This window comes from Streptomyces sp. NPDC048171 (genome assembly GCF_043202655.1).
Lineage (GTDB): Bacteria > Actinomycetota > Actinomycetes > Streptomycetales > Streptomycetaceae > Streptomyces.
On record NZ_JBIDAU010000024.1, the window covers coordinates 1 to 15,699 of the forward strand.

The 15,699-nt window shown below is 69.5% G+C and carries 15 protein-coding genes; 5 read left to right on the top strand and 10 right to left on the bottom strand.

Annotated elements, in window-relative coordinates:
• Window positions 1–424: 424 nt before the first annotated feature.
• The 3 genes from ACGF3J_RS37820 (at window position 425) to ACGF3J_RS37830 (ending at window position 2,003) form a co-directional block, all read left to right on the top strand.
• Window positions 425–778, top strand: coding sequence for a DUF317 domain-containing protein (locus ACGF3J_RS37820; RefSeq protein ID WP_393856042.1), 354 nt, complete (start codon window positions 425–427; stop codon window positions 776–778).
• 100 nt (window positions 779–878) lie between these two features.
• Window positions 879–1,169 (top strand): hypothetical protein, encoded by a 291-nt coding sequence (locus tag ACGF3J_RS37825; RefSeq protein ID WP_365225230.1) that lies wholly within the window; start codon window positions 879–881, stop codon window positions 1,167–1,169.
• A gap of 15 nt (window positions 1,170–1,184) precedes the next feature.
• Entirely contained in the window at window positions 1,185–2,003 is an 819-nt protein-coding gene (locus ACGF3J_RS37830) for a DUF317 domain-containing protein (RefSeq protein WP_393856043.1), read from the top strand.
• Between the two features lie 615 nt (window positions 2,004–2,618).
• Here ACGF3J_RS37830 and ACGF3J_RS37835 read toward each other — a convergent pair.
• From ACGF3J_RS37835 to ACGF3J_RS37875, 9 genes are all read right to left on the bottom strand, one after another.
• Window positions 2,619–3,311, bottom strand: a complete 693-nt coding sequence (locus ACGF3J_RS37835) for a hypothetical protein (protein WP_362337680.1) — start codon at window positions 3,309–3,311, stop codon at window positions 2,619–2,621.
• A 79-nt stretch (window positions 3,312–3,390) separates the two neighbouring features.
• Window positions 3,391–3,828: a hypothetical protein gene (locus ACGF3J_RS37840; RefSeq protein ID WP_393856044.1), complete on the bottom strand. Its 438-nt coding sequence runs from the start codon at window positions 3,826–3,828 to the stop codon at window positions 3,391–3,393.
• Between the two features lie 232 nt (window positions 3,829–4,060).
• Complete coding sequence (locus ACGF3J_RS37845) at window positions 4,061–5,800, bottom strand: relaxase/mobilization nuclease domain-containing protein (RefSeq protein WP_393856045.1); 1,740 nt, start codon at window positions 5,798–5,800, stop codon at window positions 4,061–4,063.
• Window positions 5,797–6,414: a plasmid mobilization protein gene (locus ACGF3J_RS37850; RefSeq protein ID WP_393856046.1), complete on the bottom strand. Its 618-nt coding sequence runs from the start codon at window positions 6,412–6,414 to the stop codon at window positions 5,797–5,799. The genes ACGF3J_RS37845 and ACGF3J_RS37850 overlap by 4 nt, the downstream gene beginning before the upstream one ends.
• 316 nt (window positions 6,415–6,730) lie before the next feature.
• Window positions 6,731–6,922, bottom strand: a complete 192-nt coding sequence (locus tag ACGF3J_RS37855; protein WP_007491133.1) for a hypothetical protein — start codon at window positions 6,920–6,922, stop codon at window positions 6,731–6,733.
• Window positions 6,919–8,511, bottom strand: coding sequence for a hypothetical protein (locus ACGF3J_RS37860; protein WP_393856047.1), 1,593 nt, complete (start codon window positions 8,509–8,511; stop codon window positions 6,919–6,921). The genes ACGF3J_RS37855 and ACGF3J_RS37860 overlap by 4 nt, the downstream gene beginning before the upstream one ends.
• Window positions 8,508–9,149: a WhiB family transcriptional regulator gene (locus tag ACGF3J_RS37865; protein WP_393856048.1), complete on the bottom strand. Its 642-nt coding sequence runs from the start codon at window positions 9,147–9,149 to the stop codon at window positions 8,508–8,510. The genes ACGF3J_RS37860 and ACGF3J_RS37865 overlap by 4 nt, the downstream gene beginning before the upstream one ends.
• Window positions 9,150–9,313: 164 nt before the next feature.
• Window positions 9,314–10,030: a hypothetical protein gene (locus ACGF3J_RS37870; protein ID WP_393856049.1), complete on the bottom strand. Its 717-nt coding sequence runs from the start codon at window positions 10,028–10,030 to the stop codon at window positions 9,314–9,316.
• Window positions 10,031–10,032: 2 nt separating this feature from the next.
• Window positions 10,033–10,929: a helix-turn-helix domain-containing protein gene (locus ACGF3J_RS37875; protein WP_393856050.1), complete on the bottom strand. Its 897-nt coding sequence runs from the start codon at window positions 10,927–10,929 to the stop codon at window positions 10,033–10,035.
• A 1,474-nt stretch (window positions 10,930–12,403) separates the two neighbouring features.
• Between ACGF3J_RS37875 and ACGF3J_RS37880 the strand changes: the two genes are divergently transcribed.
• Together ACGF3J_RS37880 and ACGF3J_RS37885 are read left to right on the top strand one after the other, a co-directional pair.
• Window positions 12,404–13,228 (top strand): helix-turn-helix transcriptional regulator, encoded by an 825-nt coding sequence (locus ACGF3J_RS37880; protein WP_393856051.1) that lies wholly within the window; start codon window positions 12,404–12,406, stop codon window positions 13,226–13,228.
• 396 nt (window positions 13,229–13,624) lie between these two features.
• Window positions 13,625–14,080 (top strand): DUF6228 family protein, encoded by a 456-nt coding sequence (locus ACGF3J_RS37885; protein WP_393856052.1) that lies wholly within the window; start codon window positions 13,625–13,627, stop codon window positions 14,078–14,080.
• A 411-nt stretch (window positions 14,081–14,491) separates the two neighbouring features.
• On the opposite strand, the gene ACGF3J_RS37890 is transcribed toward ACGF3J_RS37885, so the two are convergent.
• Window positions 14,492–15,667: an NUDIX domain-containing protein gene (locus ACGF3J_RS37890; RefSeq protein ID WP_393856053.1), complete on the bottom strand. Its 1,176-nt coding sequence runs from the start codon at window positions 15,665–15,667 to the stop codon at window positions 14,492–14,494.
• Window positions 15,668–15,699: the final 32 nt, after the last annotated feature.

Below are 15,699 nucleotides of genomic sequence, written 5' to 3' on the forward strand. Positions count from 1 at the left end.
TTGGGAACGACGCGACGACATCCACGAGGCCTTCCTCGGCCTCGCCGTCTGCCTGATCACCCACCGCCACGTTCGACGCCTTTGTTAGGACCTCTTAGGCACGCTGCCATCAGGAGGACAGGCGCACCCCATGCCGATGATGTTGTCGCATCGCTCGCAGCGCACCTCTTTCATGTGAGCAAGTCTCCCATCCGAGAGTGCGCAGCTCACGCGTAGCGGCATGGCCGCGGTGTCCATGGCGGCGGCATCGAGCGAGCACCGCTATTCGCCTGGGTTGGATGGCAAAGCGGCTGGCTTCGTTGACAACAGACAAGTTCGCCGGGGGCAGACAGGAAAGAACGTCGGAAAGACTGGCCAAGGTGTGCGAGGGCATGTCAACGTAGACGACCTTGCAAGTAATCCCAGGTCAGAGAGGTGATTGCCTGTGACCGTGGCTCCCCTGGGTCCGGGTTTCTCCACCACCGTCGAAGCCTTGCGTCTGCGCGAGTGGCAGCTCGGCCCCGGCCAGCCCACCCTCGTGATGGACCAGTTCTCCTCCGACGAATTCCACCTGATCGTGGATGACCGCGCGGACGTCCACGTCAGTTCGAAGGACGGCCGCTTCTACCTCGGCTGGTTCCCGAACGGCCGTCCCGGCACCGCGGGCGAGGGGTGGACGATCGCCGTCAGCGGAACGGCGAAGGTGCCCGGCTACCACCTGTCGTTCGACACCGAGACGCCGGCCGACATCGTCGCCGCCGCCGTGGCGCGCGTACTGAAGACCTCGCGCTGTTTGTGAACGTGTGGATCCCTGGCAGTCCCATGCGGCGGGCTGTCCTACTGCCGGACACCGGCCTGTTGCCTCGCTCCCCGTTTCCCCTCAAGCCAGGAGGCTGTTCGTGACGTCCCCCGAGATGACTGTTGGCGATCTCATCGATCTGCTGTCCGGCTGCGACCGGAGTGCTCCGGTCCGCCAGGCCATGAATCCCTTCTTCCCGATGGCACACCGCCTGGCGCAGGTCGTGCAGTCCGTGGACGAGACCGGCCGGACCGTCGTCTATCTCGCTGAAGGGCGGGACGAGGACGCGCAGCTCGGCCACCTCCCGCCCGAGGTCGCCATCGCCCTGACGTGGCAGGGCCCCGTCCAGGCACCCCCACGCCGCCCTCGCCGCCGTGCCGGCGGCAACTAGACCCACACCGAGCCTTTGGAGGCGCCCCTGTATCCCGACTTCCCGTTCGACCCGTCCACTCCGGAGGGCGGCCAGCCCGTGTTCTGGGTCGGCCCCCGGCACTTGTCCGGTGATGATGGACGCCTCTACGACGCTGTCGCCGACACCCTCTCCGGCCTGGGCTGGACGAGCCTGACGATCGTCCGCGGACGGCGCGAGCCTGAGGAGGCATCGGAGGACCTCCAGGTCCTGCGCAGCACCGTGCTGCACCTCAGCCCCGACGCCCTCCGCTGGGCACAGTGGAGTCTGCCGGACGAGCCGTTCCATATGGGCGACCTGCCGATCGCCTGGCAGATCTCGGCCCGTGCGGACACGAGTAGTCCGCTCGCGTCGTGGTCGTCCTACTTCACCACCGATGTCCCCGGCGAGGCCGTGACCGACTTCCTCGTCGCGCTCGACGCCCGGGACGACCCCACCGCGCCGCTCGCCGGCCCTGAGCTGGTCCTCGACTCCGTCACCGCACACGGATGGCTCCGGGACATCGACCAGCCCCATGCGGCAGCGACGGACCCGACGTTCACCTCGCACATCAGCCTCGGCGAGGTGCCTCCTCTCATCCAGGACGCCGACCCGCGTGCCCTGACCACCGAGACCGATGAGTCGGGACCGGCCGGATGGCAGGCATGGGCGGAGCCCGCGCTCGGCGCTCCGTGCCTGTGGGCCACCTCCTTCGGTTCCAGCGTCCCGCACGATCTCGTCGCCGCCTTCGCTGCCTCCCTCAGCTCGACGGCACCGGTCCTGCGCCGGGTGCTGCCGGTGGCCACAAGGGAGCGACTGCTGCGGGCTCCGGCCTGACGGTCGACGGCGGTCCTCAAGGCGACAGAAGAAGCCCGGTCCTCCGGTACAGAGGCCGGGCTTCTGGCATTGGGGTCCGTGGCTCGGGCGAGCCTCCGAGCCTGAGGACGACAGGTGTGGCGATGGGCACGAGGCATCGGGGCTGCCGGGCTACAGGCAGTGAAGTGGGGGGAAGTGGGGTCGCCCCAAGGTAGCGGTGGGGATCTCCTATGTGGTATTCCCGTCGCCTCAAGTTGGGGAAAGTGGCCACGTTTTGGCGTAGTGGTGCCGCTCGCCATGTGGTATTCGAAGGCCCGCTGAAGTGGGGCAAGGTGGCGAAGGTATGGCGTAGCGGTGCCACGTTCCCGTGCGGCTGAATAGCCCTATGCCTCGAACCGAAGAGAAGCAGCAGCCGGCCCTTGAACTCCGCCTCGGTGGAGTGCACGTCGTGGTCCAACGCATCTCGCCCTGGCTGGTGGCGGCTGTCGTCACGGTCCTTGTCACGGCGACGGGGGGTGGACTGTCCGAATGGCTGGCATGCCGTTGAGGGCCTGCCGCATCGTGCGGTGGGCCGTGCCGAGCAGCACTGCTGCCTCGACCATCTCCTTGTCGGGGCAGCAGTGTGTCGGGCGTCGGTCAGCCGGCTGCCGTGGCCTTGGCGAGGGCCTTGTCGAGGTGCCGGTCGACGAGGGCCGGGGAGCCGGAGACGATCACCAGCAGGTTGCCGTCGCGGATTGCGGTCTGCTTGACCACGGTGCCCTGTCCACTCGCGGAGAATGTCAGGAGCTGGCTCCACTGCTCGTCTCCGAGGTCGTGGGGGGCGGGCAGCTTCTGCGAGGCCACGTCGACCGGAGTGCCGCCCGCGACGACCTGATAGGTGGGGCAGCCGGTCATGGCGTCGAAGACCCGGGCGATACCGTCGGACAGCTTCTTCGCGCTGTCGCTGTACAGCTCCTCGGAGATCTCCGAGGAGCTGCCGCCGTAGGTGAAGTCGGCCTTCGCCTTGTGCGGGAAGGCGAGCGTGCCGCCGTTCGCCGCGTCGCCGCCCAGCTCGCTCAGGGCCGGGCAGCCGAGGACGGTGACGTCGTCGTGCTGGGCCGGACGCTCCGGCTTGGACAGGTAGCCGCTGCCGAGGTCGCTCTCATCGAGCAGGCGGGACTCGAGAGAGGCCGAGGAGAGTATGACCGGCTCCTGGGGGGCCTCGGTCGGCATTCCCGTACGGGAGGAGGAGGTCTGGTGCTTGGACCCGGTGGCGTCGGTGGAGCAGGCGGGCACGGCGAGGAGGGCGGCGGTGATGCCGAGTGCGGTGGTGGCGACGCGAACGCGCATGTCGGAACTGACCCCTTGGTGCTAGGCGACGGGTGGTCAGTGCGGGCCCGCGGGCCCGGTGGGGTCGTAGGAGTGGTGGTCAGTGCCCGAGGTGGCGCAGGCAGTCCTCGAACGTGGCGTAAGTGGCGTCCGCCGGTCCGCTGTTGCGGTTGTACCAGGCGGTGTCGATGCGGGTCTCCCGCTGCTGGTGCCCGGCCCGGCAGCGCAGCCAGATCTCACCGCGGGTGGAGAGGATGAGCCAGTCCCGGTACGCGCCGCACTCGGTGCAGACGGCCATCTCACCGTCGAGGACCAGGGGCTGCTTCCACGGCATCATCTTGCCTTCGACCTGGTCGTGGCTCGGCACTCGCAGGTCCGGCGGGAGGAAGTCGTCCACGACGGCGGCCGGCTCGGCGGGCCCCGGCGCGGGCACTCCGATGCCGGGCGGGACCTGTCCCTGCATCCGCGCGTGCAGCTCGGCGAACCGTCTCTGAGCTTCGCTCGGCTCCTTGGCCCTGCGGCGTATCCGGTGAAACACCCTGGCGTCCTCCTCTACCTCGGCACCTCGTCCTGCGCGTTTCATGATCGTGCCCCACGTCCTCGGCGGTTTCAATTCACAAAGTTCACAGTCCCCTCCTACCAGGTCAGCAGGGGTACTCGGCCTCGCGGCTGCCGGGATGACGAGTTGGCCACGGTGCGTGTCTCGCTATGGCGTGACGGCATCGCCAGGGCGGTGATGCGGTGAGACTGCGTGCCGGCATCCGGTGGGCTTACCGCGTCTGACGCGATGTCTCCTCTCCACTGCGCCGCCCGCCGGACGAGGAGGGCCCGGGGGCCATCCCGCGCGCAGCGGGCCGGTTCTCCACGGTGCTGGTCCGGGGAAGGGGGGAGGCGTCGGCGGGCAGGTCGGCTGTTTGCCGCATCCGCCACACGAGCACGTCGCTGACGGAGTCCGCGGTGCCGAGTTCGCGCCGTGCGGCGACGTCGGCCAGGAGAGCGGCCGGGTCGTGCCCGGCGGCTTCGGCTTCCGCGATGGTTGCGGCCAGGGCGTACCAGCCGGGTTCGGCGAGGATCTGCTCGGCCAGCTCCGGCAACGCGGCGCGCAGCAGCATGGTCTGCTGCTGGAGCATCGGCCGGCCCAGGCGTCGGCCGCGCTGGTAGAGGACGCCGAGGGGCTGGGCGGCGGCGGCCTGGTAGGCGGTGCGCAGGTGTGCGGCGGCCCGGGCGGCGGCCTCGGCCTGCTGGGCGTGCCGCTTCCTGGCGTGCCAGTGCGCGGCAGCGGTGATCAGGAAGAACAGCATGTCGATCGCCATCGCCGTGGTGGCTCCGTCCTCACCCCGGCCGAGGGCCGGACCGCCCAGGACGAGGTCGCGGGCGGCCTGGCGCAAGGCCCGGTCGTGTCCGCGCACGGCGCGGACGTGAGAGCGCGAGGCCCGTTCGAAAGCCGTTGCAGCGTCGCGCAGTTCGCGGCGGGTGTGGGCGGCGGAGGTCTTCGCGAGGGCGTCCAGGACCTCTCCGGCTGCGGCGATGTGGGCAGCGGCGACCGCGTCCTCGCCGTGCTCGACGACGAGCACGGCCTGCCATACGGCCGAGGCCGTGCTGCGGCGTGCGGAGGCTGGACTGCCCGGCCCCGTACGGCTCGCACCCTCCCGCCGGGCAGCCGGAACGTCCTGCCGGTCACCGGCCCAGCGCTCGCGGATGCGGGGCAGCGACAGGTCGGGAGCCAGCCGCGCGCCGGGGTAGAACACCGGCTCGCCGTCCTTGTTCAGGTCGTCGGGCAGGGCGACCTTGTATCCGAGGAGGTCGCCGGAGGGCGCGGCGCGCTTGCGGATCAGGAGGCCGGCGGCGGCGAGCCGGTCGAAGAACTCCTCGTCGCCCCGCGCGCCGGCCACCGCACGTCGTACGGTTTCGCGCAGTTCCTCACGGGCGGTGCGTTCGCGGCCCTGGCGCTTCGCCTTGTGCCGTTCGGCGCTGGTGGGCCGCCGTGCGGCGGTGCCGTCGCCGGGAGCGACCTGGTGGAGGCCGAGTTCCTTCTCGATGAGGCGGGCTTCGGCCTGCGCACGCTTACCGGATCGGTGATGGTCGGGGCGCTGGCCGTCTTCCCGCACGAGGGTGGCGACGATGTGGATGTGGTCGTCCGCGTGGCGCACGGCTGCCCAGCGGCAGCCCGCACCGTCGCGCGGGTCGATCCCTGTGGCGGCGACGATGCGACGCGCGATGTCCGCCCACTGTTCGTCGGTCAGGATGGGATCGTCGGGTGCGGCGCGCACCGAGCAGTGCCACACGTGCTTGTCGGGGCGCTGGTCTGCGGTGAGGAGGTGGAGCGGCTGGTCGAGTAGCTGCCCGAGATCCTTCTTGGTTGCTGTCGCATTGCGTCCGGGGTCGGGCGACATGTCGTCGAAGGAGGCGACGAGATGAGGATCGACGTGTTCCTCATGGGTTCCCTTGCCGTAGAGGTAGTACAGCAGTCCCAATGTGTTGCTGCCCTGCTTGTGAATCTGTGGAATCAAGGCGCCTCACCTGCCTGGCGATTGGCCACCTTGTCTGCGGCCGTCCTCACCGCGTCGGCTGCTCGGTGGACGTCCGCCAGCACGTGTGCCAGACGTGGAACGTCGCCGCCGGAGTTGAGGATCTTGGCAGCTTGGTTGAGGTTGCTGCCGGCCCAGCCGAGCTGACGCCTCATCGCGAACAATTCGGTGAGTACATCGCGTTGAGTGGCGATGGCGGCGGCAGTACGGGACTGGTCGCGGGCCATGGCTAGTCCGGCGTAGGCGAGGAACCCCGCCACGCTCATACCGGCGGTGTCTGCTCCGGCCTGGATGAGCGCGAGTTCGGACGGGTTGAGGCGGACGCTGTGCGCGCGACGCTGCTTCTTGTCGCGCGGGCGCGCTCGCCCCTTCGGCCGCCCCTTGCGGGCGGCGGTTGGCTGCGATCCGCCCTCGGTCGCAGCATTCCCGACCGGCGCCCCCTGGTGCCGGTCGGGCCCCGCCACCCCAGGGGCGGGGTCTGGGTCGGGCGCTCCCCCCTCGGGGGAGTGTCCGAACCTCCATCTTGCTCGCCCCGAGACCGAGTTGGAGCTGGGATCAGGTACCGGGGTGGTGCCGTTCTTTGGTGCGTTCGTCATCGGGATTCGGGCCTCGTAGAGCGGGTGTATTGCTGGATGGTTGCGGCCAGCGCGAGGACATCGGCTGGGCTGGCAAGGACGCGGACAGGTTTGTTGGGACGGTCCTGGACGAGCCACTGCCCGGTCGGCATGAGGACGACGGCGTGGAGGAGTCGCCGGCGGACGAGGACGTCCGCCCAGGCATCGGCTTTGGCGGTGGTGGGCCCGGAAAGGCGAGGGGCGCGAGGAATCATGGCGTACCTCCGAAGAGGGGCGGTGGCCCGGCTTGAGCCGGGCCACCCTTACGGATACGGCCCTTGAGCTGGGGTTTGCCGGTTCAACCGCACTCAGGGCAGCGCCCGACGTGACTGTTGAGCGCGCGAGCCATCCGCTGCTTCGCCGAGGCAGCCTGCTTCGCACTGGACTTCGCCGCCGGCCTGCCCGCATGCCGCTCGGAGTGAGCGAGCATGAATCCGATCTCTCGCTCATACTCCGCACGGACCGTCTTGAACTGGTGGCAGGTCTTCATCGGGCCGTGCTCCTCGTCGTCGTGATGTCCTCGCTCCGCAGCTCCTGGAGGACCAAGCCGAGACGGTCGTTACCGACTCCCGTCAGACCCTGGCGGCGGATGATTTCGCGCAGCTGCACCCGAGTGATCGCGCCGTTGCCGTCCCGTTCGAGCAGGGCGGGAACATGGGGGCGCACTGCGCGGACAAGCCGGCGCTCGGACTCACCCAGCCCGCGTGCCCGGCGCTCCGTCTGCGGAGAGCGGGACCGTGCACGCTTGTCCTTGTTCTTCGTCCCGGACGTCCTGGTCGGCTTCCGGCGAAGCGGAACCTGTCCTCGGTCCTGGGTGGTCTCGGTCCCGGATTGTGGGGCGGTCGGTCCTCGGTCCTGGGTGGTCTCGGTCCCGGATTGTGGGGCGGTCGGTCCTCGGTCCTGGGTGGTCTCGGTCCCGGACTGTGGGGCGGTCGGTCCTCGGTCCTCGGTGGTCTCGGTCCCCGACTTTGCGATGCCCGACCCCCGATGAGAATCCTGGCCCTGAGCTGCCACATCTCGCGTGGTGTGGTCGGTCCTCATGGCCGCTGCGTCCCGCGCTGTGGCTTCCGGACCGGCGAGTTCGGTCCCCGGGACCGCACGCTCTTCAGAGGGCTTGGTTCCCGCGCCGACCTTGGCTTCCGGGTCCGCCTCCTCGGGGACGGGGACCGGCACATTCGATGCCGGCTGTACGGGGACCGTGGCCGCCGATGCGCTGCTGTGCGCCGGGGACCAGGGGGAAGGGAGCGGGACCGTGGCGAGCGCCAGCGCATGTCGCCGAGCGGCGAGCTGGTCGAGCAGCTGTGCCCGCTGGAGAGGGTCGGTGCCGACCGAAGCCCTGCCGACCGCCTTCGACAGGCGTCGCGTCAGCCGCCGGCCGCGACGGCTCTGCTGCTGCTCAGGTGTGCGTTCGGCGAGGCGGGCGGCGAGGGTGACCGCGCGGGCGGTGGCCCGGTCCCGGGTGATCTGCGCGGCGTCGCGATCTCGCGCGGCGATGCCCAGGCGGGACAGCAGCCGCTCGCGTGCCTCCCGGCCCAGGACGGCGAGCAGTCCGTTCGAGGCGGCACCCGGGGTGCGCAGACGCAGCTCGATGCCCATGGCCAGGTGCCACAGCATCGCCGCCATGACCGGTCCGACGAAGGCGCGGACCGTGCCGCCGACGGGGCCGCTCTCGGCGTAGGCGGGGATCACCTGCACCGTGGTGATCACCCAGACCAGCGTGCCCGGCAGGCCGGGGGCGCCTTGGACGGCGAGGTTCTGCCGTGCCATCAGCGCGGTGGCGAACAAGGCGAGTTCGGCGGCGGCGAACATGCCGGCGCGCTCGGCGGTGCCGGCCATGTCGAGGTAGTCGGCCGCGAAGCGCCAGCTGGTGTCGGCGCTGTAGGCGGTGCAGCCCAGGGCGGCGACGGCGGCGACGGCGGCGACCTTGACCGCCGGGCCGCCGAGACGTTTCTGCGAGCGAGTGCCTCGGCGCCGGATCGCCCAGGCGGTCAGCACGAGCGCGAGGGCGGCGGGCACGAGGGCGGCGAGGAGGAGAGGGAGGTCCGAGGTAGCACCGAAGGCGAGGACAGGGTGGGTCATGCGGCCTTTCCGAGAGGGGCGTGCGCCGGAGTCGACGCCGCTGGGCGGCCTGTCGGCTTCTGAGTGTCGGGAGTTGCGGGCGCGGGGGTGCCCTTGGGCTTGGAGGTCTTCTTCCGCTTCTTCCTGGAGCGGGGCACGCCGAAGTTGCGGTCGCGGTCGAAGACCTTGTTGGCTGCTTGCCGGAGCAGGTCGCGGGCGTGCTTGTGACTGATCTGCAGGGCGGCAGCGAGCCGGTCGGGCTGCCAGCCCCGGACGTAGGCGTGGTCGATGGCCGCCTGACGCTCGGCTTCCGTCAGGTGCACGTCGCGTCCCTGGAAGAAGGCGGTCACACGCCGGTAGTCCATGCGGCGGTGCAGGTTGTCGTGCAGCGGGCGCCGCTCGGCTTCGGTGAGGCCGCCCCAGACGCCCTCCTTGAGGACGTTTTCCAGGGCGAAGTCCAGACACTCGCGGCGTACGGGGCACCAGCCGCACAGCTCCTTCGCCTCCGCGATCTCCTCGTGATCCCGGGGGCCGGGGAAGAACACGGCGTCGGCGTCCTCGACGTCCATGCCGTGGCACGCTCCGCGGGTGTGCCAGCTGGTGTCTCCGATGCCGCGCAGGCCGGTGGCCGGCGCGTCGTGGGTGGTGATGTGGCGCAAGGCGGGTCTCCGTTGTGCTGCCGCACCGGCTCGCTGGTTAGGGCGGTGCTCGGCGGGTGCGGCGCCGGGTGCCGGCTGCGGCGCGTGGGCGTGCGCCGCAGCCGGTGCGGGACGGTGATCTTGGGGCGGTGCAGCGGACGGGATGCACGCGCCGGAGGCGCCGGTCAGGCCAGGGCGGGTTGCTGGGCCTGCTCGGTGTGCTGGCGTTGCTGGGCGGCGGCGAGGTCGTAGCGGCCTGGGTGCGGGTCGGTGCGTGGAGTGATGGCGCGTACTCCGTCGTTGGGGCCGATTCGGCGGCGTCGGCATGGCTCGCCGACTGGGGCCAGGCACCACTCGCATCGCACGCTCAGGGCGTCGGGCAGCCCTTGCGCGACGGCGGCTTCGCGTGCTGCCCGGGCGGGCCGGAATGGTGCGAGGGCGGCCCGGGCGGCAGGCGGTATGCAGGAGCCGATCTGGTCCAGCCGAGCCTGCAGCCTCGGGTTGATGCCCTCCTGGCTGCTGGTGATGGCCCGGGCCTGCGCGGGCTGCGCTATGCCGGTGGCGACGGCGTGGCGGGTGCCGACCAGCTCTGCGGTCCAGGCAGCCTGGTCGTCCGGGTCCGCGGACGGTGTGGGGTCGCAGTGGAGGGCCAGGCGGTTGCGCCGGTAGCTCTCCCAGGGGCGGACCACATCCGCGGGCTGGATCTGGTAGGGCGAGGCGCGGTAGTGCTGGCGGGCGGCGACGCGGGCGTCCCAGCCGTGCGGGGTGGCCATCGGCACGTCACCGAGCAGCTCGTGCCACTGGGCGAGCTGGTCGCGGGCCTCGCCCTCGTCGGTGCGGATGCTGCGGGGGTCGAGCCGGCCGATGTAGGCCAGCAGGGCGGCGATTTCGCGGCGGTCCACGCTCAGCCCTCCGTTCCGGTCGGCTTGTCCAGGGCGGCGAGAAGGGCGGCGGTGTGCTTCTCGGCCCGCGTCATGCCACCGGGCACGGCGGTGTTCTGGCCGGGCACGGCGTAGAGGTTCGGACGGCTGGGGGAGTGCTCCCGGGCGACCCAGGAGCGCCAGTCGGCCGCCCAGGCTTCCGCCGGCCTCGGAGCGTGGCCCGCCCGGTGTGCACGCCACTTCGCGTCGGCGGCCTGCAGGCCCTGCTCGCCGAGGCGGTCGAGGTGTCCCTGCTGGCGGGCCCAGGTGTGGGTGGCGGGGTCGACCTGCCACTCGGCAGCCGAGGTGACCGCAGCACCACCACTGCTGTACCTCCGGTTCAAATCAGGTTCACTACGGTTCTGTGTGCCGGTAGCCGGTACATCCCTGTGCCGGTTTCCGGCACGTCGGGGTGCCGGTTTCCGCCTCGACCTGCCGGATTCCGGTACTGCCGGTTTCCGGACCCTCGCAGGGGATTCCGGCACCTCACGCCAGCGGATCCCATACCGCCGCAGCGCCGACAGCCGGAGCGTCGCTGGGCTGGCGGGCTCGTCCGACACCTCCGTGTCGCCCCCTTCCTCCCGCTTATCGCGCTGGGATCGGGCGATCGCCTCGGCGGCGAGAGGCAGGCGGTAGACCGTGCTGCGCTGCGGGCCCACCAAGTCGTCGAGCTGCTCCAGCTCGCCGGCCAGGAGCAGGCGCTCGACGGCTTCGCGCACCGTGGACACCGAGGCGTTGGTGCGCTTCGCCAGGCTGGACTGCGAGGCCCAAGAAATGCACTGCTCGTCGGCCACCCGGTCGGCGATCGACAGCAGGACCAGACGCGCGGCCCCTCGGCTGGAACTGTGCTCCCACACCCACTCGCGGGCTTCGCTGCTCATCGGCCACCCCCGAGGAGCGTGTGGGACCGGCGGCTCGCCGGTGCCAACGTGGTGCGGTCCGGTTCGGGGCGCTGAGGCGCCGAGGCGGACGTGGCTGCCGCGCAGGCCAGGCGAAAGGGCCTTATGCGCAGGGCAGGAGACATGCGATACTCCCTTTTGCAGTGTTGCCACGCTGACGCGCCCCTGGAAGGACTCAGCGTGGTGATGGTGGGCAGTCGCCGCCCTTGCCGGGGCGGGCTGCCGCTTAGCGTTCGGCGTCCGTGAGTTACCGCTCTCGGGCGCCGTCGCTGTTTCCTGGACCGTCTCGGTCCGTGCTCGTGCTCTCCTCACCTTCGTCCCCGTGGGCGGGCTGCCCAGCGGCGACGAACATACGCACGGACCCGCGTCAAGATCCAGACTTGGTTCTTAAACTCTGTACTAGTTGCAGACAGTCACCGAGTGATCATATTCCGCAGCCGAGGGCGGGTGGTAGGCTGGTGGATTTCGATCCGGGGCCGGGGGGCGGCTGCCACGCCGATCAGGTGCGCGTTCCGTTGCCGGGGCACCGGGCACCTGGGGGCGTTCCTCTGGCGAAGCCGACGCTCCTGCGCCTGGAGGAGGTTCGGCGCGGCACAAAGGGCTGGAATCCGCCGCCCTGCAGGGCTGGAATGCCATGCACCGCCCAGCGCCCAGCAGTTGAATCCCCTGTGAGCATCGGCGCTGAGTGTGCGGCACTCTGTCCGCCCGGCTATTCGCACCCTTCGCGTAACGCTAGTCCTGCTCTCGGGAGCCGGGCTGGGTGCCGGGTCAGGGATGACGAACATGCGCGGGAAATGCGCCCAGATCTAGATCTCGCTGAAGTGCTCTCTCTGGAGCAACGGTGCCGCCCATATGCGGCTACCTCGATAGAGGCGACGAACGATAGTGCGGGCGGCAACTCGAATCCTCCGACGCCCTCATGGATGATCTTCAAAGTGCCCTCCCTCGTGTCGCCTACTGCAGCGGCTTCTTCAACCACCCAGTCAGAGTGATCCAAGTCACATCCGACCGGGAGCACCCGCGCTGATCCAGCGTGTGCATCACTCATTCCCCACGGCTACCCCCGTGACCTGCGGTCCGCTGTGTGAACGAACAGATCTTGGGCTTGGACCGGATCATTAGTCAATGCACGGTAAAGATCACGACGGAGTAACGAGATGTCTGCTACGGAAATGGTCGCCGTGCAGTAATGCAGCTCAACTTGCTGACGAATGCGCGGACTTCGCGGGCCCGGAGTGGTGTGACTGTCGCAAGCTCTCTGTATCCACGGGGGACAAGTCGGTCAAAATGCGGTGACCGGCAATCTTCTGCCGGTCGCGCCGCGCCGCCATCGATCTATCATGTGGTGCAGGGGGGCGGCAGCTGATTGACATTGCATTGAGGGCTCGCACGGTTAGATCCAGATGCAATCTTGCGGGACCGGAACCGTGCTGAGGAGAACTGCGAGGAACGTGGCATGCACGGGGTCGTAAGGGACGGCGGCGGGGGAGAGGGGTCCACCGGGGTCGGCGCCCTGCTGCGCGTGTTTAGGGCCGCCGCCAGCACCACGCTCGGCCGCCCGGTCCTCCAGAGAGAAGTGGCCGACGCCCTGCACAGGAGCGAGCGCTGGTACCGGGACCTTGAAAGCGGAACGATCACCCGGACCCTCACCCGCCACGAACTCGACATCATCGGCACGTTGCTCGGACTCGACCGGGTCCAGCGGCGTGCGCTGTTCCTCGTCAGCAACGGTGGCGGGCTCTCCAGCCCGGAAGCCCAGGAGCCACCACGCATCAGCGACGAACTGCGCCTCCTGCTGGACCAGCAGCCTTTCCCCGCCTACGTCATCGATGCCACCTGGAACGTCCTGGCCGTCAACACGTCGATGGCCGCCCTGTTCCCGTGGTCGAACGCTCCCGGGGCCAACCTCATGCGGTGGCTGCTCCTCAGTGGCGAAGCGCGGGACCAGCACATGAACTGGGAGGACGACGCGGAAGTGTGCGTTCGCATGCTCCGCGACGCGGCCGTCGACCGCCCCCACGACCCAAACCTTCAACGGCTCATCAGTGACACCCGTCAGAATCCCGCCGTACGCGACCTGTGGACCCGCGGAGCAGCCGACTTCACCGACCACTACGACGGCCACGTACTACAGATGACGCTTCCGCTCTTCGACGGCCAGGTGACCGAACTGGTCACCCACGTTCTGCAACCCGCCGGTCTTCCCGGTTGTCGCATGACGATCCTGACCCAGCGAGCACCCCAGAAGCCAGCAGATCGGCAAGCCGTCCAAGCAATGTGACGGGCCTCCGCCGGTACTCGGCTATCCACGCCCGGTTGGGGAATTCCTGACGGGCGGTCTCCGCGCGGCCTCCGTCAACCGGTTGCCGGGACAACCGCGGCGATGGTCTCTCCGAGCGCCGACTGGCGTTCCACGGGACGCTGATCTCAGATATATCGCATTGGAGGGTGCCAACTCCATCGACTCCGGCCTGTTGAACTGTCCCAACGCTCATGCGTCGCATTCAACTCACAAGCCCATAGCCCGACTTCCGCAAAGGCCCGCCAGAGTGATGGCAATCACCAAACTGCGTCCCGTAACAGAAACAGGATCTCCTGTTACGGGTTGACGAGAGCGGCAATACTGCGTGGCAAGCGTCACCCTTCAGGGGAAGGGGGGAGGTAATAGAATGGGCTAATGATCATTCACGATGCGCGCGGCGGACAACTCCTCCGCGTGGGAGACCCGGGGCAAGGGGTCCACCTGCTGTTCTCCACGCCGACGCGGCCGTACGGGGACGATCCTGCGCTTGATATGACCGTACGGGCCAAGGGTGCGTGGGTAGACGTCAGCGAGTTGGTACGGACGCTGGACGGTGACGGACTGGTAGAATTCATGGCGTCACTGGCTGACGCATCGAGCAGCTGGAGTGAACCTCACACTTGGCGGTCCGGTGAGGGGCAATTGAAGATATCGGCACAGCGCTCGAATGGGTGCATCCTTCTGACGTGGGGGATATCGCGAGGGGTGACCGAGTTCGAAAGTACTTGGTACTTCGAGACTGTCACATCACACAGGGGTGAGAGCGAGATACAGCGATTCTCCGAAGCGTTTCAGGCTCTATTCGACGGCAAGTCAGAGGCGGTTGCCTAGCTGCCTACCGGCGCGCCCGAGGTGTGTTGCCGCTCGAAGTGCGTGCAGCGGCAGACCGCGAGGCTGGCCCATCAGCCGTTTCCCAGCCATCTCCCGTTCTGACGCGGCCCCTTCCACCGTCAGGTGCCCTACGGTCGGGCGGTCAGAAGTTCGTGGATCTGCCGCGCTGCGACGACGTCAGGGTGCGCTGCCGCTTCGCGGGCGAGGGCGCGGTATCGGTGGCGGGCGCGTGCGGAATCCAGTCCTGTGCCGATGGCGGTGGCCTGTTCGGCGGTGGCGTGGGTGGCCTCGTACTGTCCGGTGAACAGTTGGGCACGGGCGAGTGCGACCGCGTCGAAGGTGCGCGAGCGAACACGGTCCTCGGCCCGGTTACTGGCAGCTGTGACGTAGCGGCTGTCGTGTCAGCGCGGCCTACTTGGCTGGGGCGAAGGCGGTGAAGTGCGCCGGCGGGTGGTCGACGGGCAGGTCGGGCCGCCAGGACGTGAGGATCTGGGCGCTGCATACGAACAGGCCGTTGGGGAGCTGGTCGAGGGGGTACCACGCCCAGTCGCCGACGCTCTCGTCCGGCTGCGTCAGTGGCTGTCCTTGCCAGGCGTGGAGGAGCGCGCCGACGGTGACCCGCAGGACCCCCTCGACGTGATCGACGAGCGTGCCCAGCAGTTCCACGTCGCCGGTCCGAGCGACCAGGCCGGTCTCCTCGGCGAGTTCTCGGACGACCGCCTCTTCGAAGGATTCTCCGGTGGCCTCAACGCTGCCGCCGGGTAGTTCGAGGGTGCCGCGGCGATGTCGGCCCAGCAGGGTGCCCTGGTCGCTGAGCAGGATCGCTCCGACGCCGACTGCCGCGTGGGCGGCCGGGGCTCGGGTGCTGCGTGGTCGGCTGGAGACGCGTGTCGGCCGGTCGGGAAGGCGCCGGGCGCGGATGAGCTGCTGGATGACCTTGGCGTTCTCGTCAGGGTGCGGGAACAGGTCGATGGCTTCGACGTGAAAGCCGTACTCGGTGAGTAGATCCTTCCACAGCTGCGGTGCCAGGACCCACATCTGCGTCGGCAACGGAGGGTCGTCGCGCAGCAGGATCATCTCCTCGCGCGGCGCCACGGCCGTGGACGGACCGTGGCCGTGCAGATCGGTGTGCAGGAGCGAAAGGATCAGCGGGGCATCGGGACGCAGGCCGTCGCGCAGCGCAGGCAGCGAGCGGTGCGGGTCGATGAAGGCGAGCGTCCCGATCGCGTACGCGGCGTCGAACGGCTCGGCTCCGCCCAGGTACTCGGCCACGTCTGCCCGGATGAACTCCACGCCGTCCACGCCCGCGTGGGTGGAGACGGCGCGCTCGTGCTGGGTCGGGGACAGCTCGATGCCGGTGACGTGCGCTCCGTGTGCCTGGGCGAGGTGGACGGCGTGGTGGCCGGCCCCGGAGCCGATGTCCAGGACGCGGCGGCCGGTGATGTCGCCGAGGACTTCTGCTCCTGGCCCGATGCCTTCCCAGGGTGTCCAGCCGAGCCGTTCGGGGACGGGCGGGGTGTAGGCGCGGGCGAGTTGGCGCTGGCCGTAGATCTGCCAGGCCCGGGTGTTGGTGTCCTCGGCGGGCACGGTTGCCTCCTGGTGGGCGGGTGTTCTGGGGG